This is a genomic window from Sphingomonas sp. KC8, assembly GCF_002151445.1.
Classification (GTDB): Bacteria; Pseudomonadota; Alphaproteobacteria; order Sphingomonadales; family Sphingomonadaceae; genus Sphingomonas_E.
This window is the reverse complement of sequence record NZ_CP016306.1, coordinates 873365-896344: the sequence shown is the minus strand read 5'-3', so window position 1 is coordinate 896344 and position 22980 is coordinate 873365. Positions and strand designations below refer to the sequence as shown.

Genomic DNA, 22980 nt, shown 5'->3' with positions numbered 1-22980 from the left:
CCGCGCCAGCGGCACGGATGGGCGCATCGGCGTTTGCCGGTTCCGCACGGTCCTTCAGATTCGTGATGACTGAAACAGGGGGATGCCGGTGACCGGGCAATGGGAATACCGCAATGCCCGTTGGGGGTTCGCCTGTCACGCGGTGGCGCTGGCCGGCCTGATCTTCGTGGCGGGGTGTGCGTCGAAGGACAAGCCGAAGCCGGCGGCACCATCGCAGCCCGCATCGCGCCCGGTGCCCCCGGCTGGCGCCGCAAGCAACCTGACCCTGCCGGACGGCGACGGGCAGGGCGGCTTCCGCACGATCAACGATGGGCTGGGACGGGACGAGGCCGTCTGGCATCTGCGTTCAGCGCTCAACGTCGCGGCGCTGAGCTGTGTTGGCACGGGCAGTGCTGCTCTGGTCGCCAATTACAATGCTTTGCTGGGGCAGAAAAAGGCTGTGTTCGCTGCCGGCTATGCAGCAGAAAATGCGCGGCATCGGGCGGGTGGCAACGCTGCGCTCGATGGGCATATGACCAAGCTTTATAATTATTTCGCGCAGCCGCCGGCACAGGCGGCCTTTTGCGCGGTGGCGCGTGATGTGGCCAATGAGGCCCGATCAGTGGCAGCGGCCGCATTTCCCACCTTCGCGGTAGAGGCTTTGGCCCGGCTCGATCGGCCATTCGACGACTTTTATCGTGCTTATGCCGCCTATCAACGCGATCTGGCGGCCTGGCAAACGGGTGCGCGGACGGCCAAGGCGGTCGCCGCGCCGGTGGCCCTTGCGGCGAGCGCTGCGCCCCTGCAGCCTGTCGCGGGCGTGCAGGGTGACTGGCGGATCCAGCTTGGCGCATTTTCGGGCGAGGCGGCGGCCGAGGCGGCGTGGGGAAAGATCAGATCGCGCATGGCGGGTGTCGCGTCGTTCAAGCCGCGGTTCGATGCCGTCCCCGGTAAACCCCTGGTGCGGGTGCAGGTTGGCCCGGTGACCGATCGGGCGGATGCCATCCGCTTATGCGCGGCGGCGGCATCGGCCGGGTTCGATTGTTTCCCGGTCGTGCCGCCAGCCCGATCATCCTAGCGTGGCGAGACACGTTGTGGTTGCGGCGAATGCAGCGTCCACCGCATCATCCAGCGACCGCGCGCGCTGGGCATTGGAGATGATCTCCACACCGATTGGCCCGCTATAGCCGATGTCGCGCATCGTGCGGACGAAGCCCGCCGGATCGAGCGTGCCTTCGCCCGGCAAAAGGCGGTGTTCGATGGTTGCGTCGAACATCGACATATCGGGATCGGGGATCGCATCGTTGATTTCGATGCCGGTAATCCGATCGAGCGGGATGGCGCGCAACTGATCGTCGGAAATATGGCCATGGCGGACATGCCAGATATCGAGATAGATACCGCCATCGGGTGCATCGCCGACGATCTCCAGCGTCCGTTCGGGCGTCGCGATTTCGGAGAAGGGCAGCATTTCGATGCCGATGCCCATGCCACTGCCGGCCGCGTCGGCGCAGACACCAGCGAAGGATTCGCGCAGGTGATCGACGGGCCAGCTTTCGCCATAAGGGCCCATGACCTTGAGGTGCCGCGCGCCGATAGCGGTGCCGAAATCGAGCAGCATGTGGCGCATCTTATCCGATGTGCGCCGCCGTTCGCCATCAGCGAACCAGTCGCCGAGACATTCGACCTCGATATCGGTCAACCCATGATCGGCAAGCATCCGGGCGATTTCACGCACATCATGCTGTGCAAGCAGATGCGGGATATCGCTTTGCAGGAAACCCATGCCGGTGAAGCCGGCGCGCGCCGCAGCTGCCATACGGGCGGGCAGGGGGTGGGGGCTGGTCCCGGTCTTCGATCGAAGGGGGTGGTGATCGCCGGCGATCGTCCAGTGACAGGCGATCAGGCGGTTTTTGTTTTCGCTCTCCATGCCCGCAGAGTGCGGGGCCTGCATCAGCGAGGCAAGGATCGACGTTTCTGGATTCGGGCTGCTGATTTCGGGCGGCGGGCGGCAAGCGTCCCGATCGTCGCCTGCGGCCCGATCAGATCGGGATCATCGACCGCGCTTTGCGGCAAGGCGAAGTGTATCGGCGGGGAAGGCGGCGTTTGATCGCCGCGCCGCCCACGCCGTACGGCTATCCGCCGGAAACCGTTATGCGATCGCGGCTACGAGGCCTTCGAACAGACGACGGCCATCGGTGCGGCCATGCGCTGCTTCGATCATTCGTTCGGGGTGCGGCATCATGCCCAGCACATTGCCCGCATCATTGAGGATGCCGGCGATGTTGCGGGCCGATCCGTTGACTGCTTCGCCATAACGGAAGGCGACGCGGCCTTCGCCTTCGAGGCGATCGAGCGTCGCTTCATCGGCGGTGTAATTGCCGTCATGATGGGCAACGGGAACGCGGATTTCCTCGCCCGCTTCGTAGCGCGATGTGAAAGCCGACTGGCTGGTGCCGACGGTAAGCGCAACATCGCGGCAGACGAAGTTGAGGCCGGCGTTGCGCATCAGCGCGCCCGGCAGCAGGCCGGCTTCGGTCAACACCTGAAAACCGTTGCAGATGCCGAGGACCGAAACGCCGCGCGCAGCGGCATCGGAAACGGCGCGCATGATGGGGCTGCGTGCAGCCATTGCGCCGGAACGCAGGTAATCGCCGTAGGAAAAACCGCCCGGAACGCCGATCAGGTCGATCCCTTCCGGCAGTTCGGTATCCCGATGCCAGACCATGACGGGGGCTTCGCCGGTCACGTCGCGAATCGCGACGGCGAGATCGCGATCGCAATTCGATCCGGGAAAGACGATGACCGCGCTCTTCATGCCGCGATCCGCTCGATCCGGAAGTTTTCGATGACGGTGTTGGCCAGCAGCTTGCGGCACATCGCTTCGATATCCGCGTCACTGGTGCCTTCGGCCAGCGACAGTTCGATCAGCTTGCCAGCGCGGACATCCTCAACCCCCGAAAAGCCGAGGCCTTCCAGTGCGTGATGGATGGCACGGCCCTGCGGATCGAGGACGCCATTCTTAAGGGTGACGTAGACGCGCGCCTTCATGCGATTCAGCCCGATGATGAGATTGGATGGGCGGGCATATGCGCCGCGATGCCCCGGTTTTCAACCTTGTCGTTGGCGGCACGGTGACCGCCAACGATCAATGGCTTACTTTTTCTCGCGATTCTTCCGGTGCTTTTCCAGGTCGAGCACCGTGGTGTCGCCTTCGGGCAGCAGGCCGAGACGGCGCGCAACTTCCTGATAGGCTTCGACTTCGCCACCGAGATCACGGCGGAACCGATCCTTATCGAGCTTTTCACCCGAAGTTGCATCCCACAGGCGGCAGCCATCAGGGCTGATTTCATCGGCGAGGATGATCCGGCTGAATTCGTTGTCGAACAGGCGGCCAAATTCGAGCTTGAAATCGACCAGGCGGATGCCGACCGCCGCGAACAGGCCCGACATGAAATCGTTCACACGGATCGCGAGGTCCGCGATGTCGTGCATCTCTTCCTGGCTGGCCCAGCCGAAGCAGGCGATATGCTCGTCCGTCACGAGCGGATCACCGAGCGCATCGTCCTTGTAATAATATTCGATGATCGTGCGCGGCAGCTGGGTGCCTTCTTCGATCCCGAGGCGCTTGCTGATCGAACCGGCAGCGACATTACGCACCACCACTTCGATCGGTACGATTTCCACCTGCCGAATCAGCTGTTCGCGCATGTTGAGGCGGCGAATGAAGTGCGTCGGAATGCCGATCTGGCCGAGCAGGGTGAAGACATGCTCGGAAATGCGGTTGTTGAGCACGCCCTTGCCGTTGATCGTGCCCTTCTTCTGGGCATTGAAGGCAGTCGCATCATCCTTGAAATACTGGATCAGCGTGCCCGGTTCGGGGCCTTCATAAAGAATCTTGGCCTTGCCTTCGTAGATTTGACGGCGGCGGGACATGGGCGCGGGCTCCCCGGCGTTGAAAAGAAGATCGCCCCGGACGCGGCGTCTTCGTGACGCGCAGCCGAGGCGGACGGCCCGCCTATAACCCAAGGCCATGCGCGTGGCAACAAAGCCCGGCAGCCTTGGGAAATGGCGAGATTAAGCCGGCCCCGAAAAGATCGGGACCGACGAATGCCGATTAGCGATAGAAGATGTGATCGCCAAGCACGCCAGCGCGGGCGCGGGTGCGGAAGAAGCGCGGCGGGGCGACATAGGAGGCGTGATAGAACAAAGCGCCCGGAACGACATCGGCCGTATGGCCGGCGATTGCTTCGCGCGACACTTCAACCGCCGTCTTCCAGGTGGCGCTGTCGCGACGCGGATTATAGGCGCGGGTGTTGAAGAATTGGCCGGGCTGATGCGCGACGCCGCAGATGGTGTCGGCGAAACGGCCCGATTCGACCCGGTTCATGACGAGCTGGGCGACAGCAAGCTGGCCGGCGCGGGGCTGGTTCGCGGATTCGTGATGAACGATCTTGGCGATGCAATCGAGTTCGGCTTCGTCCTCGACTGCGGCGACTTCGGTGGCCGGTGCGGCAGGAGGATCAAGAGCGAGAACCGGGGCCTCAACCGCTTCGCCCGGACCTTCCGCTATAATAGCGGCATGGGCATCATCGGACGACATGGCGGGAAGCGCGGAGGAAATCGTGGCGGCCAACGAGGTTTCGGAAGCAAAGCCGAATGTGGCCGGAACCGCGATCGCAAGAGCGACGGCGGCAGAAATGCTCAGGTTGCGGTATGAAACGCGCGACGACATTCAAATCTCTATCAGATGCGCAAAAGCCGCCCGCACCCCCAAAACAAAACACCTGGGTGTGGCCGTTCTTTCACGTCTTGTCGTTGTTCGGGGAGAAGGGCTGGAAAGCCGCAAATCCCCGTGGCGACCGAATTGGCGAATCCAATGCGTCCAGACGATCAAATGAGTCAATTATCGCACGACGAGTCGTTACGCGGGCGGGACGGCTCGATGGAATAAATCGGAATATCGTCGAACCCGCGTGCCCTGGCAGCGCGTTTCTGGTGTTCTGAGCAAGTGGCGAATCGCCGATGATCGCCTGATATCGCTGCGCGGCGAAAGCCTGTAGAGCGGTGGAAGCTAACAAAGTGTGACCGATGAACGAGTATGCGATGCCCCAGGGCGACGACAGTCATACCCTTCCGCAGAACGGGGAAGGGCTTGACGATGCGCTTTCGGAAAGCGCCGAGGCAGCCTACCGCCGCGACAGGCTGCTTGCCGCGCTGGTCTTGCTGGCGGGGGCGGGGCTGTTCCTGGCGATGCCCTTTGCCTTGCGTGCCGGAGCGGAGTTTTTCCTGCCGGTGACGGCCGCGTTGGTGGTTGCGGTGGCGCTGGTGCCGCTGCTCGAATGGCTGGAACGGCGACGCGTGCCATCGTCGCTGGCTGCGTTTGCCTGCATTTCGCTATTCCTGGCGGCGGCCAACATCGCCGTGGCGCTGATCGTGGTGCCGGCGAGCGACTGGCTGGCGCGCCTGCCGGAACGCGCGGGGCAGATCCGCGCCAATCTTTCGCCGTTGATCGAGATCTACGCCAATTTCGAACGCTTCGTCGACGAACTCGTCCACGCGTTCGCCCGCAAACCCCCGGTTGCCGCCACCGTGACGGTGCAGACACCCAATTCTTTGCTGGAAATTGTGGCGTCGTCGGCTCCCTATGCCGCGATCCAGATGTTCTTCGGCATATTGGTGGTATTCTTCTTCCTGTCCGGATGGACGCGGATGCGACGGCGGATCATCCATAGCCGCTCCAATTATTCGAGCGCGATGACGACGGCGCGCGTGATTCAGGAGATGGTGGATTCGACGTCCGCCTATCTGGGCACGATCACCATCATCAACATGGGGCTGGGCACGCTCGTGGCCCTGGCGTTGTGGGGCATCGGCATGGAAACGCCGATGATGTGGGGCGGACTGGTCGCCCTGCTCAATTATATTCCCTATCTCGGGCCAATCACCGCGGCGGTGCTGCTCGCGGCCGGGGGACTGATGACCTATCCGGATGTGTGGGTGGGGCTGGCACCCGCCGCGATCTTCGTTTCGATTCATCTGATCGAAGCCAATGTGCTGACGCCCATGCTGGTGGGGCGCCGGCTGACCATCAATCCGCTGCTGATCCTGCTGGCGCTGAGCTATTGGGCCTGGGTGTGGGGCACCACCGGCGCCTTGCTGGCGGTGCCGCTGCTGATCATCCTGAAAACGATTCTCGATGCCGCAGGCAAGCCCGACATCGCGGGATTCCTATTCGAGGAGGGCACGCTGACCACGGGGCATCATGACGAAGCGACGGTTGAAAACGGGGCGGGGCAAAGGCCGCGCGCCACCACGGTGGATTAATCGATCGGCGGCGGTTGACAGCCTCCGGGGCCTCCACTAGGGACCCGCCTCAACGCTTCAATGCGGGTGTAGCTCAGTTGGTTAGAGCGCCGGCCTGTCACGCCGGAGGTCGCGGGTTCGAGCCCCGTCACTCGCGCCATTTCCCACGGTTTTCCGGGGGCATGGTGAACGCGGTATCCATTCGGATATTCGATCCTGCCCAGCGCCGCCGCCATTGGCTGGTGAGCGCGGGAATGACGGGTTGACGAATAAGTTGGCATTTTTGCCTAAGTTGCGGGTGTAGCTCAGTTGGTTAGAGCGCCGGCCTGTCACGCCGGAGGTCGCGGGTTCGAGCCCCGTCACTCGCGCCACTTTCCCGAATTGTCGAAAGTGGCGCTGCGGATAATATCCCACCGTATCGCTGGTCCATCATCATCGCACCTTGTCGGCGGGCCATCGGCCGTGGGCAGTGGCATGCGTTGGCCTGAAAATGTCGACTGCATTGACAATTCGATATTCGCGTTACTGCAAGAATCGCGGAATCGATTGGAAATATTGATTTGGCATGATGTTTGCTGATCTTTCCGGGATATTATCTCGGGGGATAACGACTATGCGTATTGGGACAGCTATCGCGGGCAGCCTTGCGATGATCTTTGGCGGTGCAGCGGCACATGCGGCGAGCTTTTCGGTCGGTATCGAAGCGGCCGGGGCAACGCAGACCACGGCAACCTTCGATTATAAGGGCGTCGAAACATTCAACGGTCTGAACGCCGGTGTGCAGAGCTTCTCCACCAATTTCGGTGGGTCGACGGTTTCCGGCACCTATGCCAACGTCAACGTCCTGCCGGCCGATCAATATGGTGGCGCCGGTGGCAGCAATTATGCCGTAGCCGGGCTTGGCATCCAGGGCAGCTACGCGATCGATTTCACCGCGACCGGCACGTCCGGCATCAACTATTTCGGTTATTGGCTGTCGGCGCTCGATGCCGGCAACACCGTGCGTTTCTTCAATCAGGGGACGGAAGTATTTTCCTTCACGCCCACCAATGTCCTGGCTCTTGTCGCGGGCAACCCGAATTATTACGGAAACCCGCTGACCGGCGCGAATAGCGGTGAGCCATATGCCTTCCTGAACTTCTTCTACGATGGCGGGACGTTCGATCGCATCGTTTTCGAACAGAAGGCGGGTTCGACCGCAGGTTACGAATCGGACAATCACACGATCGGCTATTTCATCGACAAGGGTGATGGCACCCCGGTTCCGGCCGTTCCCGAACCGGCGACCTGGCTGATGCTGATCGCGGGTTTTGGCCTGGTCGGCGGCGCGATGCGCCACCGCCGTCCGGTCGTCAGCTTCGCGGCCTGAATTGTCCGGGGAATAAGGGTGGGGCGTCGGATAGTCGCCCGCCCTTATTCTGCGTACATCATCCGCGCCTGATCTGGCTGGGGGTGAAGCAGTGGCGCGCGCCTACATGGTTGGGGGGTGAATGCGGCCCCGCTGGGCGCGGGCGTTCACGTCACTTCTTCCATACCCCCAGTTCCATCCAGCGGAGCAGGCGCTTCATCGGCAACACCCACAGCCATGCGAAGCCGGCAATGATGTAGAGGATCGCATCGATCCACGCCGGGCCGGCCAGCGCGTCGACGATCGACACCGCCAGCACGGTCCACAGCGTCAGCAGCGCCATGATGATGAACATGCCTGCGGGTTTGCGCCAGCTCGGTGTCATTTCGTCTCCGGTTCGATCCATTCGAGTTCGGTTGCCAGTCCGTGGAGTGGGATATCCCACGCATCGGCGGGGGCCTCCTCTACTTCCTGTGCCGACCAGGCAAGCCCGATCCGCCGGATATGCGGCGCGCGGGCAAACAGCCGGTCATAATAGCCGGCACCCTGGCCAAGCCGCATCAGCCGTCGATCAAAGCCGAGCAGCGGTGTGAGAATGAGATCGGGGATGATCCGTTCCGAATCGGCCGGTGGCTGAAGCAGCCCGTGCCCGCCGGACACGAGCGAATCGCCCGGCCGCCAGCGGTGAAATGTCATCGGTGCATCCGGCGTCGTGACGCGGGGCAGGGCAAGGCTGCGCCCAGCGGCATGGGCGGCGAGCAGGGCAGGGCGTGGATCGACCTCCGCGCCGATCGGCCAATAGGCTGCTATCGTGGCGCAATCCCCCAGGTGTGCGGATATGCGCGTGGTGATGGCGGTGATGCTCGCTTCGAACTGCCCTGCATCCTTGAGCGCCGTCACGAAGGCGCGTCTGCGCAGGCGCAGCGTGCGGCGCACATCGGGTTTGGACAGGCTCATCGCGTCGTCACGATCCTTGGAGAGGCAGCCCTTGTGAGAGGCGGCGGTATCGCAAAGGCCGTGGGCAGGGTGGCGGGACCGCCATGGCCGTTTTCCAGAATATCCTCTGACGCCGTAAACGTCAGGTGGGGGCCATATGCTTTGGACCAGGGTCCTGACAGGGACAGCCCCCTAGGATGATGAATCGCCTCAGGGATGTTCCGTGGCTCGTACCGGGCAGTGCCCGCCACCGTCCCGTCTAGGCGTTTGCGCGCGCGCCCTCAAGCCCACCATCCATGCGACCGGCAAAAGCCTCCAGTCGTTCGGCAAGGCGTTCGAGTGCGGCGAGGATTACGGGATCGGCGATAGGTTCGGCGCTTTCGGCCGGTGCAGGGGCCGGGGCCGGCTCTGGCTGGGGCGGAGCGATTCGCGCGGTTCGGGATGCTTCGTCGAGCTCATCGGCCAGCAGCAGGGACGCAAAGAGGAACTGGCGAACCTCGTTCAGCCCGCCGACGGCCTTGGTTGCCCGGCTCATCTTGGCGTCGATCATCGCGGCCAGATGGTGAAAATGGGCTTCCTCGCCATCGCGGCAGGCAAGGGCGTAGCGGCGTCCGCCGATTTCGAGATCGATTTCGGGCATCAGCGGGCCTTCCGCCGTTCGATCAACGTGTTCAGGCGATCAAGCGCGGACGACGTGCGTTCGCGCAGCCGGCGTTCCCGATCCGCAAGCTTATCATAGCGCGCCTGCAACTGGCCGAGCGCCTCGACCGCGGGATTGCCGCCGGCACGGTTGGCCGCACCGCGATTCTCTATGCGAATCAGGGCCTGTTCTATGCGATCAATCGCAGTGGTGATCCGATCATCGGGCATCGGGCACGCATAGCATGGCTTCGGAGCGCATCAACATGTGCAGCGCAGCACGGCTTTATCCCACCGTGGTTGACGTGCCGTTCGTCGCGCGACAAAGGGACGCGCGACCCCGTTCGACTCGCTGCGGCTTCGTGGCGGACTGACACCCCTTATCTATAAGGCATGCCCATGACCGTCGCCCCGAAGCAACTTGCCAACGCGGTGCGCGTGCTTTCGATGGATGCCGTGCAGGCAGCCAATTCCGGCCATCCCGGGATGCCGATGGGCATGGCGGATGCGGCGACGGTGCTGTTCACCCAATATCTGAAGTTCGATCCGAAGGCGCCCAAATGGGCTGACCGCGATCGTTTCGTCCTGTCCGCCGGCCATGGATCGATGCTGATCTATTCGCTGCTGAACCTGACCGGCTATGCGCGTCCGACGATGGAGGACATCCGCAACTTCCGTCAGCTCAACAGCCCCTGCGCCGGACACCCGGAAAATTTCGAACTGGCTGGCGTCGAAGCGACCACCGGGCCGCTGGGTTCGGGGTTCGCCACGGCCGTGGGCATGGCGATCGCCGAACGGCATCTGAACGCCACCTTCGGCGACGATCTGGTCGATCACCGCACCTGGGTGATCGCGGGCGACGGTTGCCTGATGGAAGGCATCAACCATGAAGCGGTCGGCCTGGCCGGCCATCTCGGCCTTGGCCGCCTGATCGTGCTGTGGGACGACAACAAGATCACCATCGATGGCGCGGTCGACCTGTCGTCGAGCGAAAACGTGCTCGGCCGCTACGATGCGTCGGGCTGGCACACGGTGTCGTGCGACGGCCATGATCAGGCCGATGTCGCCCGCGCGATCGACGAGGCGCTGGCCGATCCGCGCCCGTCGCTGATTTCCTGCCGTACGATCATCGGTTTTGGCGCGCCCAACAAGCAGGGCACGTCGGCCACCCACGGTTCGCCGCTGGGCGGAGACGAGATCGCTGCCACCCGCGCAACGCTGGGCTGGGATTCGGCGCCGTTTGAAATTCCCGCCGATATCCGTGCGGCCTGGGCCGAAGCCGGCGCGCGTGGCGCCCCCGTGCGCGCGGAATGGGAAAAGCGCCTCGCGGCTGACGCCAACGGTGCCGAGTTCACCCGCCGCATGGAAGGCCGCCTGCCGGCCGCTGCCGCCAGCCAGGATTATATCCAGAGCCTGATCGCCAACCCGCAGAAGGTGGCGACGCGCAAGGCATCGGAAAATGCGCTGGAAGCGATCACCGCGCTGATCCCCGAAATGATCGGTGGTTCGGCCGATCTGACGGGTTCGAACAACACCAAGACCAAGATTCAAAAGCCGCTGACGGCCAAGGATTATTCGGGGCGTTACGTTTATTACGGCATCCGCGAATTCGGCATGTCGGCGGCGATGAACGGCATGGCGCTGCACGGCGGCGTCATTCCTTATGGCGGCACCTTCCTGGTTTTCGCCGATTATTGCCGCGCGGCGATCCGCCTGTCGGCGTTGCAGCAGACCCGCGTGGTCTATGTGATGACGCACGATTCGATCGGTCTTGGCGAAGACGGCCCGACGCACCAGCCGATCGAACATATGATGTCGCTGCGCGTGATGCCCAATCTCGACGTCTATCGCCCGGCCGATGCGGTCGAAACGGCGGAATGCTGGGCGTTGTCGCTGGAAAAGGCGGACGGCCCCTCGATGCTCGCACTGAGCCGGCAGAATTTGCCGCAGGTGCGTGATAGCGCAGACGAAAATCTTTGCGCGAAGGGCGCGTATCGCCTCCGCGCGGCGACGGCCGATCGCAAGGTGGTGCTGATCGCCACCGGTTCGGAAGTCGAAATCGCGCTCGACGTCGCCAAGGCGCTGGAAGCCAAGGGTGTCGGCGCGGATGTGGTTTCGATGCCCTGCTGGTCGCGCTTCGACGCACAGACCAAGGCGTATCGCACGGATGTTCTGCCCGCCGACGTGCTGAAGGTTTCGATCGAAGCCGGCACGACGATGGGCTGGGAGCGCTATATCGGGCTGGACGGCCTGAGCTTTGGCATCGACGGTTTCGGGGCGTCCGCCCCGGCGCCGGACCTGTACGCGCATTTCGGGCTGACCCCCGATGCGATCACGCCCAAGATTCTTGCGGCGCTGAACGGCAACTGAGGAGACAAGATCATGGCGGTGAAGGTAGCGATCAACGGATTCGGGCGCATCGGGCGCCTTGTTGCACGGGCGATTCTGGAGCGCCCGGAAAGCGGCCTCGAACTGGTTGCGATCAACGACCTGGCGGACGCCAAGTCGAACGCGCTGCTGTTCAAGCGTGACTCTGTCCACGGCACCTGGAAGGGCTCGGTCGAAGTCGACGGCAACGATCTGGTGATCGACGGCAAGCGCATCAAGGTTTCGGCCGAGCGTGACCCCGCGAACCTGCCGCACGCCGCTAATGGCGTCGACATTGCGTTCGAATGCACCGGTTTCTTCACCGATCGCGCGGATGCCGAGAAGCATCTCGCTGCCGGCGCCAAGAAGGTGCTGATTTCGGCGCCGGGCAAGGGCGTTGATCTCACCGTCGTGTTCGGCGTCAACAACGACAAGCTGACCGCCGACCATAAGATCGTGTCGAACGCCAGCTGCACCACCAACTGCCTGGCGCCGGTCGCCAAGGTGCTGAACGATGCGATCGGCATCGAACGTGGCCTTATGACCACGGTCCACGCCTATACCAACGATCAGAAGATCCTCGACCAGATCCACCCCGATCTGCGTCGCGCCCGTTCGGCCGCGATGTCGATGATCCCGACGACGACGGGCGCTGCCCGCGCGGTTGGCGAAGTGCTGCCCGAACTGAAGGGCAAACTCGACGGTTCGGCGATCCGCGTCCCGACGCCCGACGTCAGCCTCGTCGACCTGACCTTCACGCCGAAGCGCGACACGACGAAGGAAGAAGTCAACGCGCTGCTGAAGGCTGCCGCGGAAAGCGGCCCGCTGGCCGGCATCCTCGAATATACCGACGAGCCGCTCGTTTCGATCGACTTCCAGCACACCGCTGCGTCGTCGACGATCGACAGCCTTGAGACGACCGTGCTCGAAGGCAAGCTCGTCCGCGTCGTTTCTTGGTACGACAATGAATGGGGTTTCTCGAACCGCATGGTCGATACCGGCGCGGCGATGGGCGCTTTCCTCTAAGGCGCGCTGACATGACCGGCCGTCTCCTCGGTATCGCGCGGCACGCAAGGCCGCGCGCACCGATGGAGACGGTCGATCGCGTTTCCGTAACCCGGCCGCTGGGCATCCAGGGCGATCATCGCGGTGCGGTGAAGCCAGGGGGCAGGGGCCGCCGTCAGGTAACGGTGATCACGCGCGCGGCCTGGGAAACGGCGATGGCCGTTCTGGGTGCGAACGAGCTGCATTGGTCCGTCCGGCGTGCGAACCTGCTGGTGGACGGCATCGAATTGCCGAAGGAACCCGGCGCCCGCTTGTGCTTTGCAGGCGGGGTGGTGCTGGAAGTGACCGGCGAATGCGACCCGTGCAGCCGCATGGACGATATCGCGCCCGGCCTCATGCAGGCGCTGACACCAGACTGGCGCGGCGGTATCAACACACGGGTGCTGGCCGAAGGCGATCTCGCCATCGGCGATGAAGTAAGGATCGAATTGGCATGACCTTCAAGACGCTGGACGATCTGGGCGATATTCGCGGTAAGCGCGTGCTGGTCCGTGAGGATCTGAACGTGCCGATGGATGGCACGAAGGTCAGCGATGATACCCGCCTGCGCGCGGCAGCCCCGACGCTTTCGGAACTGGCGGACAAGGGCGCGATCGTGCTGGTGCTGGCCCATTTCGGCCGCCCCAAGGGGCCGACTCCGGAACTCTCGCTGGCGCAGATCGTCCAGCCGCTGGCCGATGTGCTTGGCCGCGAAGTCCGGTACGTCGATTGGGAAGGCGACAAGGAAGCCGTCGCGGCTCTCCAGCCCGGCGATATCGCGGTCCTTGAAAATACCCGCTTCTTCGGTGGCGAGGAGAAGAACGACCCCGCCGTCGTCCAGCGCTTCGCCGCCCTCGGCGACATCTATGTCAACGACGCCTTTTCGGCAGCGCACCGCGCCCACGCATCGACCGAAGGGCTGGCGCATGTGCTGCCGGCTTATGCCGGTCGTTCGATGGAAGCCGAATTGGTCGCGCTCGACAAGGCGCTGGGCAATCCGGAGCATCCGGTTGCGGCGGTCGTCGGCGGGGCCAAGGTTTCCACCAAGCTCGACGTGCTGAAGGAGATGGTGTCGAAGGTCGATCATTTGATCATCGGCGGTGGCATGGCCAACACCTTCCTCGCCGCGCGCGGCGTGAATGTGGGCAAGTCGCTGTGCGAGCATGATCTGACGCCCACGGCGCTGGAAATCCTAGACGCGGCGGACAAGGCCAATTGCATCGTCCACCTGCCGTATGACGTGGTGGTGGCCACGGAATTCCGCGCGAACCCGCCGGTGCGCACGGTCAATGTTCACGAAGTCGCCGCCGACGAGATGATCCTCGACGTTGGGCCGGCAGCGGTGGAAGCGCTGGGTGATGCGCTGAAGGTCTGCAAGACGCTGGTGTGGAACGGCCCGATGGGTGCGTTCGAAATCGAGCCGTTCGATGCCGCGACCGTTGCGCTGGCGAAGACGGCCGCAGCGCTCACCACCGCCGGCCAGCTCGTTTCGGTCGCCGGTGGCGGCGACACGGTGGCTGCGCTCAACCATGCGGGCGTTGCAGGCGAATTCAGCTTCGTCTCGACGGCGGGCGGCGCCTTCCTCGAATGGATGGAAGGCAAGGAACTGCCCGGCGTGAAGGCGCTTGAACGCTGATGATCACGATCCGCGACATCGATCATGTGGTGTTGCGGGTCGTCGACCTCGAATCGATGGCGCGATTTTATACCGATGTGCTTGGCGCGCGGTTTGAAAAGCATCAGGAGGCGATCGGCCTCTACCAGTTACGGGTCGGCCATGCGTTGATCGATCTGGTACCGGTCGACGGCCCGCTAGGTGCGGCCGGGGGCGCTGCACCGGGCCGCGAGGGCCGTAACGTCGACCATATCTGTTTTCGTGTTCTGCCGTGGGATGATCGGGCGATTCTCGATCATCTGGCGAAGCATGGCATCGATGGCGAAGTCGCCTCGCGCTATGGGGCGGAGGGGCAGGGGCCGTCGATCTACCTGACCGATCCCGAGGGCAACATGCTCGAACTGAAGGGGCCGCCCTGGCCGCCCGAGCGCCCGCGAGACTAGAGTTTAACCAACAGGCTTTGTCCTTATCCGCCAATTGGGATAGGGACGCGGCCATTCACGCACGCATACGCACACAGGAGCAGACCGCGATGACCTTTACGCCGACCGTCAAGTCCATCCTCGCCAATTACGAGAGCGACAATCCCGGTGTTAAGGCCAACCTCGCCCGCATTCTGACGCAGGGCCGTCTGGGCGGCACCGGCAAGCTGATCATCCTGCCGGTCGACCAGGGTTTCGAACATGGACCGGCGCGCAGCTTCGCGATCAACGAGCCGGCCTATGACCCGCATTACCACTATCAAATGGCGATCGATGCGGGCCTTTCGGCTTATGCCGCGCCGCTTGGCATGCTGGAAGCCGGGGCCGACACCTTCGCCGGCCAGATCCCGACGATCCTGAAGGTCAATTCGTCCAACTCGTGGGCGACCGGCGTCAACCAGGCTGTCACCGGTTCCGTTGACGATGCACTGCGCCTGGGCTGCTCGGCGATCGGCTTCACCATCTATCCGGGTGCCGACGACGTGTTCGACATGATGGAAGAGTTCAAGGAACTGGCGGCGGAAGCCAAGTCGGTCGGCCTTGCCACCGTGCTTTGGTCCTATCCGCGCGGTGGCCTGCTTTCGAAGGAAGGCGAACTGGCGCTCGACGTCGGCGCTTATGCCGCGCACATGGCGGCGCTGCTGGGCGCGCACATCATCAAGGTGAAGCTGCCGACCGACCATATCGAACAGAAGGACGCCAAGAAGGCCTATGAAGGCTTCGACGCATCGACGCAGGCCAAGCGCGTCGCGCATGTCGTGAAGAGCTGCTTCAACGGCCGTCGCATCGTTGTCTTCTCGGGTGGTGCCGCCAAGGGTTCGGACGCCGTCTATCAGGACGCACGCGATATCCGCGACGGCGGTGGCAACGGTTCGATCATCGGCCGCAATACCTTCCAGCGCCCGCGCGACGAAGCGCTGGCGATGCTCGACAAGCTCGTTCGCATCTACAAGAACGAAGAGTAAGATGAACCCCGGCGGTGCAGCGCGACTATCGCGGCTGCACCGCCGGCATCTTTGATATTGCCGCCATGCGCGGATTGATTGGCGGCCACGGCCTGCGCGGGATTGCGAAATGATCGACGCTGACGATTTCGATGCGGACGAGCTGAAGCTCGATCCCAATTTCGCGGATCGCTTCGAACAGGACAAAAAGCCGGCCTGCCAGCTTTACCTGATTTCACCACCGCGCATTGATGAAGGCTTTGCCGCAAAACTGGCAGAGGCGCTCGATGCGGGTGCGCCGGTCGCGGCGTTCCAGCTGCGGCTGAAGGGCGTGGACGATCATGCGATTGCCGCCCTTGCGCCGCCCTTGCAGAAATTGTGCGCCGATCATGACGTGGCGTTTATCGTCAACGATTCCATCGGCCTGGCCAAACGGCTGAAGGCGGATGGCGTGCACCTGGGTCAGGATGACGGCGATCCGCGCGATGCGCGCGAGCAGCTTGGCCGTGATGCGCAGATCGGCGTGACCTGCCATGACAGCCGGCATCTCGCGATGGATGCAGGCGATGCCGGCGCGGATTATGTGGCGTTCGGCGCCTTCTATCCGACCGATACGAAGGATGTGAAGCACCACGCCGAACCATCGATCCTTGGCTGGTGGTCCACTGTGACGGGCATTCCGTCCGTCGCGATCGGCGGTATCACGCCGGACAACGCCCGCCCGCTGGTTGACGCTGGGGCTGATTTCATCGCTGTTTCGGGCGCGGTGTGGAACGACCCCGCAGGCCCGGCGGCAGCGATCCGGAAGTTTCAGGCGGTGCTCAGCCGCGATTGAGGCTGTTTACCAGCTGCGGACGCGACCCGTGTCGACATGGACGAAGCCGTCGCGCGGATAATAGCCGACCCCGCCACCCTGCATCGCCAGCGCAGCATTGCGCACGGTTTCCAGCCGAACCCCCGGCAGCGCGATGTCTGTAGCCTTGCCCAGCATATGCTGGCTTTTGGTGGCGACGCCGCCGCTGCGTTCGTGAAGGGCCGCGTTGGTACGCGGCGAGCGATAGCCTGAAATCAGATCGAATGGCGCGCGGGATGACGCCCCCAGATTTTCGCGCAGGCGGACGAGCAGATCGAACAAGCCGCGGTCCATCGGCACGACATCGTTGGTTCGCCAGTCGCGCAGGCCATGATCCAGTTCTGCCAGGCCATCGGCGTCAAAATCGCCGGCGCGCCAGTATCGCGCATCGATCCGTTCGTTGGTGTGCACGTTGCGAAACGCCAGTCGCCGTTCCGGCATGTTCGCCCACGCCGCGCTGGGAGCGAGGATCGCGCTGGCGCCGAGCGCGAATGCACCCGTCAGCCATCCGCGGCGATCCATCATCTGCATAGTCATATTCAGTCCCGACCCGCTCTGGTGGTTCAATCCCTGTCGACCACCTGTAACCAACAATAGGTAAGGTTCCGTTGTCGGGAATAGGGCAAACCGGGATCAATCGCGCTTCGGTAACGGCTCGTCCCGTTTCGGGCCTTCGCTGAACGCTTGCCGGAACGCCCGCACACGGCTAAAGGCCGCGACTGCTCTTTCAAATCCTGCACACGAGACCTGACTCATGAAGATCAGCGGCGTCGACATTCGTCCCGGCAACATCATCGAATATGAAGGCGGCATCTGGCGTGCGGTGAAAATCCAGCACACCCAGCCCGGCAAGGGCGGGGCGTACATGCAGGTCGAGATGAAGAACCTGATGGACGGCCGCAAGAACAACGTCCGTTTCCGTTCGGCCGAGACGGTGGAGCGCGTGCGTCTCGACACCAAGGATTTCCAGTTCCTGTTCGCCGACGGCGACACGCTGACGTTCATGGACAAGGACACCTATGACCAGATCACGCTGCCGCGCGATCTGCTGGGCGACGCCGCAGCCTTCCTGCAGGATGGCATGGATGTGGTGATGGAACTTCATGAAGAGCGCCCGATTTCGGTGCAGTTGCCCGATACCGTCGAAGCGACGATCGTTGAGGCCGATGCCGTGGTGAAGGGGCAGACGGCGTCATCGTCCTACAAGCCGGCCATGCTGGATAATGGCGTGCGCGTGATGGTGCCGCCGTTCATTTCCAGTGGCACGCGCATCGTCGTCGATGTGTACAGCCAGGAATATGTCCGCCGCGCGGACTGATGCCATCGGCCCTTTCCGTCCGTGGAAAGGGCAGGGTGTGTTGTCCGCAAGATTTGCGATGCTGGCCACGCACCTGATATTTTTGCCCACCCCGGTCCCCTTCTGCGTGCAGAGGGGGTGGAGTAGTTTATGGTTGCCCATTCCGGCCTGATCACCGTCATGGAGCGCGCGGCGCGCAAGGCAGGCCCGCGGCTTCGGCGCGATTTCAACGAGGTCCAGCAGCTTCAGGTAAGCCGCAAAGGCCCGGCTGATTTCGTGTCGATGGCCGATCGCCGTTCCGAAGAAACCCTGTTCGAGGAACTGCGCAAGGCGCGCCCTGACTGGGGCTTCGTGATGGAGGAACGCGGCGAGATTGCCGGTGATCCGGACAAGCCACGCTGGATCGTCGATCCGCTCGATGGCACATCGAATTTCCTGCATGGCTTGCCGCATTTCGCGATTTCGATCGCGGTGGAAGATCCGCGCGGCCCTGGCGGCAAGCCGGAAATCACCCACGGGCTGATCTATCAGCCGCTGACCGACGAAAGCTTCTGGGCCGAAAAGGGCCGGGGCGCGTGGTTGCAGGATCGCCGTCTGCGCGTTTCGGCGCGCCGGGATCTGCTGGACGCGCTGATCGCGACCGGCATCCCCTATGCCGGCCATGGCGACTTCCGCCAATGGAGCGCGATTTTCGCCGCTGTGGCCCCGGAAGTGGCGGGCATTCGCCGCTTTGGCGCTGCATCGCTGGATCTTGCCTGGGTGGCGGCTGGTCGTTTCGATGGTTTCTGGGAAAGCGATCTGGCGCAGTGGGACGTCGCGGCCGGCATGCTGCTGGTGCGCGAAGCCGGCGGATTCGTCACCGATTTCCGCGGTGGCGACAGGGCTGTCGAGCGCAGCGAATTTCTGGCCGCGACCGATGCGCTGCATTCCAAGCTGCACAAGCTGGTTGCGGGCGCGTTGAAGTCGCCCCGCTGATATGATGCGCAGGCTGTTCAGGCCTGCGCTTTTTCTGGTCGGGGCGGTCTGTATCGCGGCGACATGGCCGTCATACGCTCCGCTCTGGCCAGAAGTGCCGGCCGAATCCGCCGATCCCGTAACATTTCCGGAAAGTGCGATGATCCTGCGGGGCGCCATAGGCGAAGCGCTGGGAGAGGATGATCGCGCGGCTGTTGCCCGGGGCGCCGAGGCGCTGGCCGACATGGGTGGCGGCCTGAGCCTTGCGAGCAGGGCACGGATTGCCCCTTTCCTCACCCCCGAACGTGCGGCTGCGTTTGCGAAGCGGTTTGATGAGAATGTCGAGCCAGTCATGCGCGGCACGCTGGAGGCGGAGGTGCCGGCCGAGCATCGCATCGTCGAAGGGCTGGCATGGGATGCGGCGACGCGCCGGTTATTCGCGGGCACCGTGGTCGATGGCCATTTGCTTGTCCGCGAGGGGCGGGTGTGGCGACGGGTGGCGCTGGACGGGCCGGTGGGCGGCCTGTTCGGAATGGCCATTGATGAACAACGGCGCTTGCTGTGGCTGACATCGGGTGCCGCGCAACAGGTGGCAAACCCGGCGCGCGCATTCCGCGGGCTGATCGCAGTCGATCTCGACAGGCTGGCGGTGGCGCGCCGGGTGCCTTTGCCGGAGGGCGATACCGGATCCCCTGGCGATCTTACGCTGGCGCGCGACGGCACCGTTTATGTCAGCAACGGCGAAACGGGGGCTATCCACGTCTGCGCACCGGGGTGCGCGCGGCTTTCCGATCTTGTACCGGGTGGGCGCCTGCGTAACCCGCAAGGGCTGGTGCTGACGAAGGATGGGCGACGGCTTTATATCGCCGATTATGGTTATGGCCTGGCCGTCTATGATTTGCCGGCCAGGCGATTGAGCCGGCTCGTCGCGCGTAAGCCGATGATGCTCGACGGGATCGATGGACTGATCGGCTATCGTGGCGATCTGATCGCCGTCCAGAACGGCACTAATCCGAGACGGATCATTCGCCTTGCCCTGAGCGGTGATGGCTATTCCGTCCGGTCGCTGGCCGTGCTCGGCCGGGCGGATCCGGACTGGGGCGAGCCGACGCTGGGCGTTGTGGCCGGAAGGCATCTGCTTTTTGTCGCTGACGGGCAGTGGGAACGTTATGCCGCGCGTGGCGGTGCGATCGATCGGGAACCCCCACGGCCCACACCGGTGCGGGCACTGCGGCTGGCGGATTGAGCAGCCGATAGTTGCCATATACTTGCGAATCATTCTCAGGCGTTCGGAGCCTTGCTTCGCAACTGCACCACTCGTAGAAGCCGGGCGGAAAGGCCGTATCCCGGCCTGATTTTGTGTTTTTCCGCGGTTTTCGTCTGGTTGGGCCTTCAGCTTCGACTCGAAATCGCTCAAGCGGAGATAAGTCATGGCGTCGGTTGCCGCCGGATATCTGCCGATCCTGCTCTTTCTGGGCGTCGCGATCGTGCTTTCGGCTGCCTTCGTGTTCCTGCCGATCGTCGCGGCGAAGTTCACGGGGGCGGACAAGCCCAACCCGGATAAATTGGCTGAATATGAGTGCGGGTTTCCCGCGTTCGAGGATAGCCGCGCGCAATTCGACGTGCGCTTCTACCTCGTCGCGATCCTATTCATCATTTTCGACCTTGAAGCGGCGTTCCTGTTTCCCTGGGCGGTTTCGCTCGGCGCGATCGGGTTTGCCGGCTGGCTTGCGATGATGATCTTCCTTGCTGAACTGACCATCGGCTTCATTTATGCGTGGAAGAAGGGAGCGCTGGAATGGGAGTAGAGCTTTCGGCCCAGTCCGTCGCTGGCGGTGCGGTTGTTCGCCAGCCCGATCAGGATTTCTTCCTCGATCTGCAAAGCCAGGTGAACGACAAGGGTTTCCTCGTCACCTCTACCGAAGATCTGTTCCAGTGGGCGCGCACAGGCTCGCTGTGGTGGATGACGTTCGGTCTTGCCTGCTGCGCGGTCGAGATGATCCACGTCAACATGCCGCGTTACGACATGGAGCGTTTCGGTGCTGCCCCGCGCGCATCGCCGCGTCAGTCCGACGTGATGATCGTCGCCGGCACGCTGTGCAACAAGATGGCCCCCGCGCTCCGCAAGGTCTACGATCAGATGTCGGAGCCGAAATACGTCATCTCGATGGGCAGCTGTGCCAATGGCGGCGGCTATTACCACTATAGCTATTCGGTGGTGCGTGGCTGCGACCGGATCGTGCCCGTGGACATCTATGTCCCCGGTTGCCCGCCGACCGCCGAAGCCCTGCTTTATGGTGTGATGCAGTTGCAGCGGAAGATCCGCCGCGAGGGGACGATCGAACGGTGAGCGTGTCTTATCCGAAATACGCGTCCAACGCGGGCGTGATCGACGCGGCCAAGGCTGCCCTTGGCGATCGTCTGGTCCATACGCGCGAGGAAGTGGGCGAAATCGCGCTCCATGTCCGCGCGGATGCGCTGGTCGAAGCAATGACGATCCTGCGTGACGAGTTGGCCTATCAGCAGCTGATGGAGATCGCCGGGGTCGACTGGCCGGATCGGACGCCCCGGTTCGAGGTGGTCTATTGCCTGCTCAGCCTGACGAAGAACCATCGCCTGCGCGTGCATGTGGCTTGCGACGATGTGACGCCAGTGCCCAGCGTGACAGGCCTGTGGCCGGTTGCCGGCTGGCTCGAACGCGAAGTGTTCGATATGTATGGCGTGCTGTTTTCCGGCAATGACGATCTGCGGCGTATCCTGACCGATTATGGTTTTCGCGGCCACCCGCAGCGCAAGGATTTCCCGCTGACGGGCTTCGTCGAACTGCGTTATTCGGAAGAGCAGAAGCGCGTCGTTTATGAGCCGGTGAAGCTGGTGCAGGATTTTCGCAGCTTTGACTTCATGAGTCCGTGGGAAGGTGCCGATTACATCCTGCCCGGCGACGAGAAGGCCGATGAGGTCAAGAAGTGATGGCGACCACCTATAGCGACCTGACCCCGGACACCGCCCAGACGGCGGGCGATCTGGAAATCCAGAACTATACGATCAATTTCGGTCCGCAGCACCCGGCCGCGCACGGCGTGCTGCGCCTGGTGCTGGAGATGGACGGCGAAATCGTCGAACGCGCCGATCCGCATGTCGGCCTGCTCCATCGCGGCACCGAAAAGCTGATCGAATACAAGACCTATTTGCAGGCTTTGCCCTATTTCGACCGGCTGGATTATTGCTCGCCGCTCGGCATGGAGCACAGCTATGTGCTGGCGGTTGAAAAGCTGCTGGGGATCGAAGTGCCGGAACGCGCGCAATATCTGCGCGTGCTGTTCGCGGAACTGACCCGCATCTGCAACCACATGCTCAACCTCGGGTCGCACGTCATGGACGTCGGCGCGATGACGCCGAACCTGTGGATGTTCGAAATCCGCGAAGATTGCCTCGGCTTTTTCGAACGTGCATCGGGCGCGCGCATGCACGCGGCCTGGTTCCGCCCCGGCGGCGTCCATCAGGATGTGCCGCTGAAACTGTTGACCGACATCGGCGACTGGCTCGACACGCGCCTGCCCAAGCTGTTCGAGGACGCGATCAGCCTGGTTGCGGACAACCGCATCTTCAAGCAGCGCAATGTCGATATCGCTGTCGTCAGCAAGGAAGATGCGGTGAAGTGGGGCTTTTCCGGCCCGATGATCCGTGGTTCGGGCATCCCCTGGGATATCCGCAAGAGCCAGCCTTACGACGCCTATGATAAGGTTGAATTTGACGTGCCGGTCGGCACCAAGGGCGATTGCTATGATCGCTTCATGGTGCGCGTGGAAGAGGTCCGCCAGTCGGCGCGGATCATGAAGCAGTGCTTGCAGCAGATGCCCGAAGGCCCGATCGCCTCGCTCGATCGCAAGGTGGTGCCGCCCAAGCGCGGCGAAATGAAGCGTTCGATGGAAGCGCTGATCCACCACTTCAAGCTGTACACCGAAGGATTCCACGTCCCTGCGGGCGAGGTTTATGTCGCCACCGAAAGCCCGAAGGGCGAGTTCGGCGTCTATCTGGTGTCCGATGGCACCAACAAACCCTATCGCTGCAAGATCCGGCCGACCGCGTTCAGCCATCTGCAGGCGATGGATTTCATGGCCAAAGGCCACATGCTCGCCGACATCACCGCGATCCTCGGCGCCATGGATATCGTGTTCGGGGAGTGCGACCGGTGAGTGTGACCACGCAGATCTCG

At 63.2% G+C, this 22980-nt stretch carries 27 protein-coding genes and 2 tRNA genes; 19 read left to right on the top strand and 10 right to left on the bottom strand.

All coding sequences use genetic code 11. The annotated features are described in order from the left end of the window. Positions 1-82 precede the first annotated feature (82 nt). Positions 83-1057, top strand: coding sequence for an SPOR domain-containing protein (locus KC8_RS04260; protein WP_010127219.1), 975 nt, complete (start codon positions 83-85; stop codon positions 1055-1057). Here KC8_RS04260 and KC8_RS04255 read toward each other — a convergent pair. The 5 genes from KC8_RS04255 to KC8_RS04235 form a co-directional block, all read right to left on the bottom strand. Continuing rightward, entirely contained in the window at positions 1049-1909 is an 861-nt protein-coding gene (locus tag KC8_RS04255) for a sugar phosphate isomerase/epimerase family protein (protein ID WP_050805458.1), read from the bottom strand. The two genes, KC8_RS04260 and KC8_RS04255, sit on opposite strands and share 9 nt — an antisense overlap. Positions 1910-2131: 222 nt before the next feature. Then, entirely contained in the window at positions 2132-2797 is a 666-nt protein-coding gene (gene purQ / locus KC8_RS04250) for a phosphoribosylformylglycinamidine synthase subunit PurQ (protein ID WP_010127225.1), read from the bottom strand. After that, a complete protein-coding gene (purS, locus tag KC8_RS04245; RefSeq protein ID WP_010127227.1) occupies positions 2794-3030 on the bottom strand; it encodes a phosphoribosylformylglycinamidine synthase subunit PurS in 237 nt (78 codons plus the stop codon). Before purS ends, purQ begins: the two co-directional genes overlap by 4 nt. A 105-nt stretch (positions 3031-3135) precedes the next feature. Then, positions 3136-3915, bottom strand: a complete 780-nt coding sequence (gene purC, locus KC8_RS04240) for a phosphoribosylaminoimidazolesuccinocarboxamide synthase (protein ID WP_010127229.1) — start codon at positions 3913-3915, stop codon at positions 3136-3138. A 181-nt stretch (positions 3916-4096) separates the two neighbouring features. After that, positions 4097-4714, bottom strand: coding sequence for a cell wall hydrolase (locus KC8_RS04235; RefSeq protein WP_010127230.1), 618 nt, complete (start codon positions 4712-4714; stop codon positions 4097-4099). A gap of 356 nt (positions 4715-5070) precedes the next feature. Between KC8_RS04235 and KC8_RS04230 the strand changes: the two genes are divergently transcribed. The 4 genes from KC8_RS04230 (at position 5071) to KC8_RS04215 (ending at position 7654) form a co-directional block, all read left to right on the top strand. After that, the gene (locus KC8_RS04230; RefSeq protein WP_010127231.1) at positions 5071-6306 is read left to right on the top strand and encodes an AI-2E family transporter; all 1236 of its coding nucleotides are present in this window, start codon (positions 5071-5073) and stop codon (positions 6304-6306) included. A 62-nt stretch (positions 6307-6368) separates the two neighbouring features. Then, positions 6369-6445: transfer RNA gene (locus tag KC8_RS04225), tRNA-Asp, on the top strand. A gap of 134 nt (positions 6446-6579) precedes the next feature. Beyond that, positions 6580-6656 (top strand) — tRNA-Asp (locus tag KC8_RS04220). A 242-nt stretch (positions 6657-6898) separates the two neighbouring features. After that, on the top strand, positions 6899-7654 hold the full coding sequence (locus KC8_RS04215) for an Npun_F0296 family exosortase-dependent surface protein (protein WP_010127232.1): 756 nt from the start codon (positions 6899-6901) through the stop codon (positions 7652-7654). 151 nt (positions 7655-7805) lie between these two features. Here KC8_RS04215 and KC8_RS04210 read toward each other — a convergent pair whose 3' ends face one another. From KC8_RS04210 to KC8_RS04195, 4 genes are all read right to left on the bottom strand, one after another. Beyond that, positions 7806-8018, bottom strand: coding sequence for a DUF2842 domain-containing protein (locus KC8_RS04210; protein WP_010127233.1), 213 nt, complete (start codon positions 8016-8018; stop codon positions 7806-7808). After that, positions 8015-8590: a 5-formyltetrahydrofolate cyclo-ligase gene (locus tag KC8_RS04205; protein WP_010127234.1), complete on the bottom strand. Its 576-nt coding sequence runs from the start codon at positions 8588-8590 to the stop codon at positions 8015-8017. The genes KC8_RS04210 and KC8_RS04205 overlap by 4 nt, the downstream gene beginning before the upstream one ends. Positions 8591-8828: 238 nt before the next feature. Next, on the bottom strand, positions 8829-9209 hold the full coding sequence (locus tag KC8_RS04200) for a cell division protein ZapA (RefSeq protein WP_010127236.1): 381 nt from the start codon (positions 9207-9209) through the stop codon (positions 8829-8831). Continuing rightward, a complete protein-coding gene (locus KC8_RS04195) occupies positions 9209-9439 on the bottom strand; it encodes a hypothetical protein (protein WP_010127237.1) in 231 nt (76 codons plus the stop codon). The genes KC8_RS04200 and KC8_RS04195 overlap by 1 nt, the downstream gene beginning before the upstream one ends. Before the next feature lie 168 nt (positions 9440-9607). Here KC8_RS04195 and tkt point away from each other — a divergent pair, with 168 nt between their 5' ends. The 7 genes from tkt (at position 9608) to thiE (ending at position 16495) form a co-directional block, all read left to right on the top strand. Further along, positions 9608-11578, top strand: coding sequence for a transketolase (gene tkt, locus KC8_RS04190; RefSeq protein ID WP_010127238.1), 1971 nt, complete (start codon positions 9608-9610; stop codon positions 11576-11578). Positions 11579-11590: 12 nt separating this feature from the next. Next, on the top strand, positions 11591-12601 hold the full coding sequence (gap, locus tag KC8_RS04185) for a type I glyceraldehyde-3-phosphate dehydrogenase (RefSeq protein WP_010127239.1): 1011 nt from the start codon (positions 11591-11593) through the stop codon (positions 12599-12601). Positions 12602-12612: 11 nt separating this feature from the next. Further along, the gene (locus KC8_RS04180; protein WP_029624777.1) at positions 12613-13077 is read left to right on the top strand and encodes an MOSC domain-containing protein; all 465 of its coding nucleotides are present in this window, start codon (positions 12613-12615) and stop codon (positions 13075-13077) included. Continuing rightward, entirely contained in the window at positions 13074-14255 is a 1182-nt protein-coding gene (locus tag KC8_RS04175) for a phosphoglycerate kinase (protein ID WP_010127241.1), read from the top strand. The genes KC8_RS04180 and KC8_RS04175 overlap by 4 nt, the downstream gene beginning before the upstream one ends. Continuing rightward, on the top strand, positions 14255-14677 hold the full coding sequence (locus KC8_RS04170) for a VOC family protein (protein WP_010127242.1): 423 nt from the start codon (positions 14255-14257) through the stop codon (positions 14675-14677). Before KC8_RS04175 ends, KC8_RS04170 begins: the two co-directional genes overlap by 1 nt. A gap of 89 nt (positions 14678-14766) precedes the next feature. Next, on the top strand, positions 14767-15681 hold the full coding sequence (locus KC8_RS04165; RefSeq protein WP_010127244.1) for a class I fructose-bisphosphate aldolase: 915 nt from the start codon (positions 14767-14769) through the stop codon (positions 15679-15681). A gap of 109 nt (positions 15682-15790) precedes the next feature. Then, complete coding sequence (gene thiE, locus KC8_RS04160) at positions 15791-16495, top strand: thiamine phosphate synthase (protein ID WP_010127245.1); 705 nt, start codon at positions 15791-15793, stop codon at positions 16493-16495. 6 nt (positions 16496-16501) lie between these two features. Here the strand turns inward: thiE and KC8_RS04155 are convergent, their stop codons facing one another. Beyond that, positions 16502-17044, bottom strand: coding sequence for a DUF882 domain-containing protein (locus tag KC8_RS04155; protein ID WP_010127246.1), 543 nt, complete (start codon positions 17042-17044; stop codon positions 16502-16504). A gap of 223 nt (positions 17045-17267) precedes the next feature. Here KC8_RS04155 and efp point away from each other — a divergent pair, with 223 nt between their 5' ends. From efp to KC8_RS04120, 7 genes are all read left to right on the top strand, one after another. After that, complete coding sequence (gene efp, locus KC8_RS04150; RefSeq protein WP_010127247.1) at positions 17268-17831, top strand: elongation factor P; 564 nt, start codon at positions 17268-17270, stop codon at positions 17829-17831. Positions 17832-17960: 129 nt separating this feature from the next. After that, entirely contained in the window at positions 17961-18785 is an 825-nt protein-coding gene (locus KC8_RS04145; protein WP_010127248.1) for an inositol monophosphatase family protein, read from the top strand. A 139-nt stretch (positions 18786-18924) separates the two neighbouring features. Then, positions 18925-20010, top strand: a complete 1086-nt coding sequence (locus KC8_RS04140) for an SMP-30/gluconolactonase/LRE family protein (RefSeq protein ID WP_232455618.1) — start codon at positions 18925-18927, stop codon at positions 20008-20010. A gap of 184 nt (positions 20011-20194) precedes the next feature. After that, a complete protein-coding gene (gene ndhC / locus KC8_RS04135) occupies positions 20195-20572 on the top strand; it encodes an NADH-quinone oxidoreductase subunit A (RefSeq protein WP_010127250.1) in 378 nt (125 codons plus the stop codon). Further along, positions 20563-21114 carry a NuoB/complex I 20 kDa subunit family protein gene (locus KC8_RS04130; RefSeq protein ID WP_010127251.1) on the top strand — a complete coding sequence of 184 codons (552 nt, stop codon included), beginning with the start codon at positions 20563-20565 and terminating at the stop codon, positions 21112-21114. Before ndhC ends, KC8_RS04130 begins: the two co-directional genes overlap by 10 nt. Continuing rightward, a complete protein-coding gene (locus KC8_RS04125) occupies positions 21111-21734 on the top strand; it encodes an NADH-quinone oxidoreductase subunit C (protein ID WP_010127253.1) in 624 nt (207 codons plus the stop codon). Before KC8_RS04130 ends, KC8_RS04125 begins: the two co-directional genes overlap by 4 nt. Continuing rightward, entirely contained in the window at positions 21734-22960 is a 1227-nt protein-coding gene (locus KC8_RS04120) for an NADH-quinone oxidoreductase subunit D (protein WP_010127254.1), read from the top strand. The genes KC8_RS04125 and KC8_RS04120 overlap by 1 nt, the downstream gene beginning before the upstream one ends. Positions 22961-22980 lie beyond the last annotated feature (20 nt).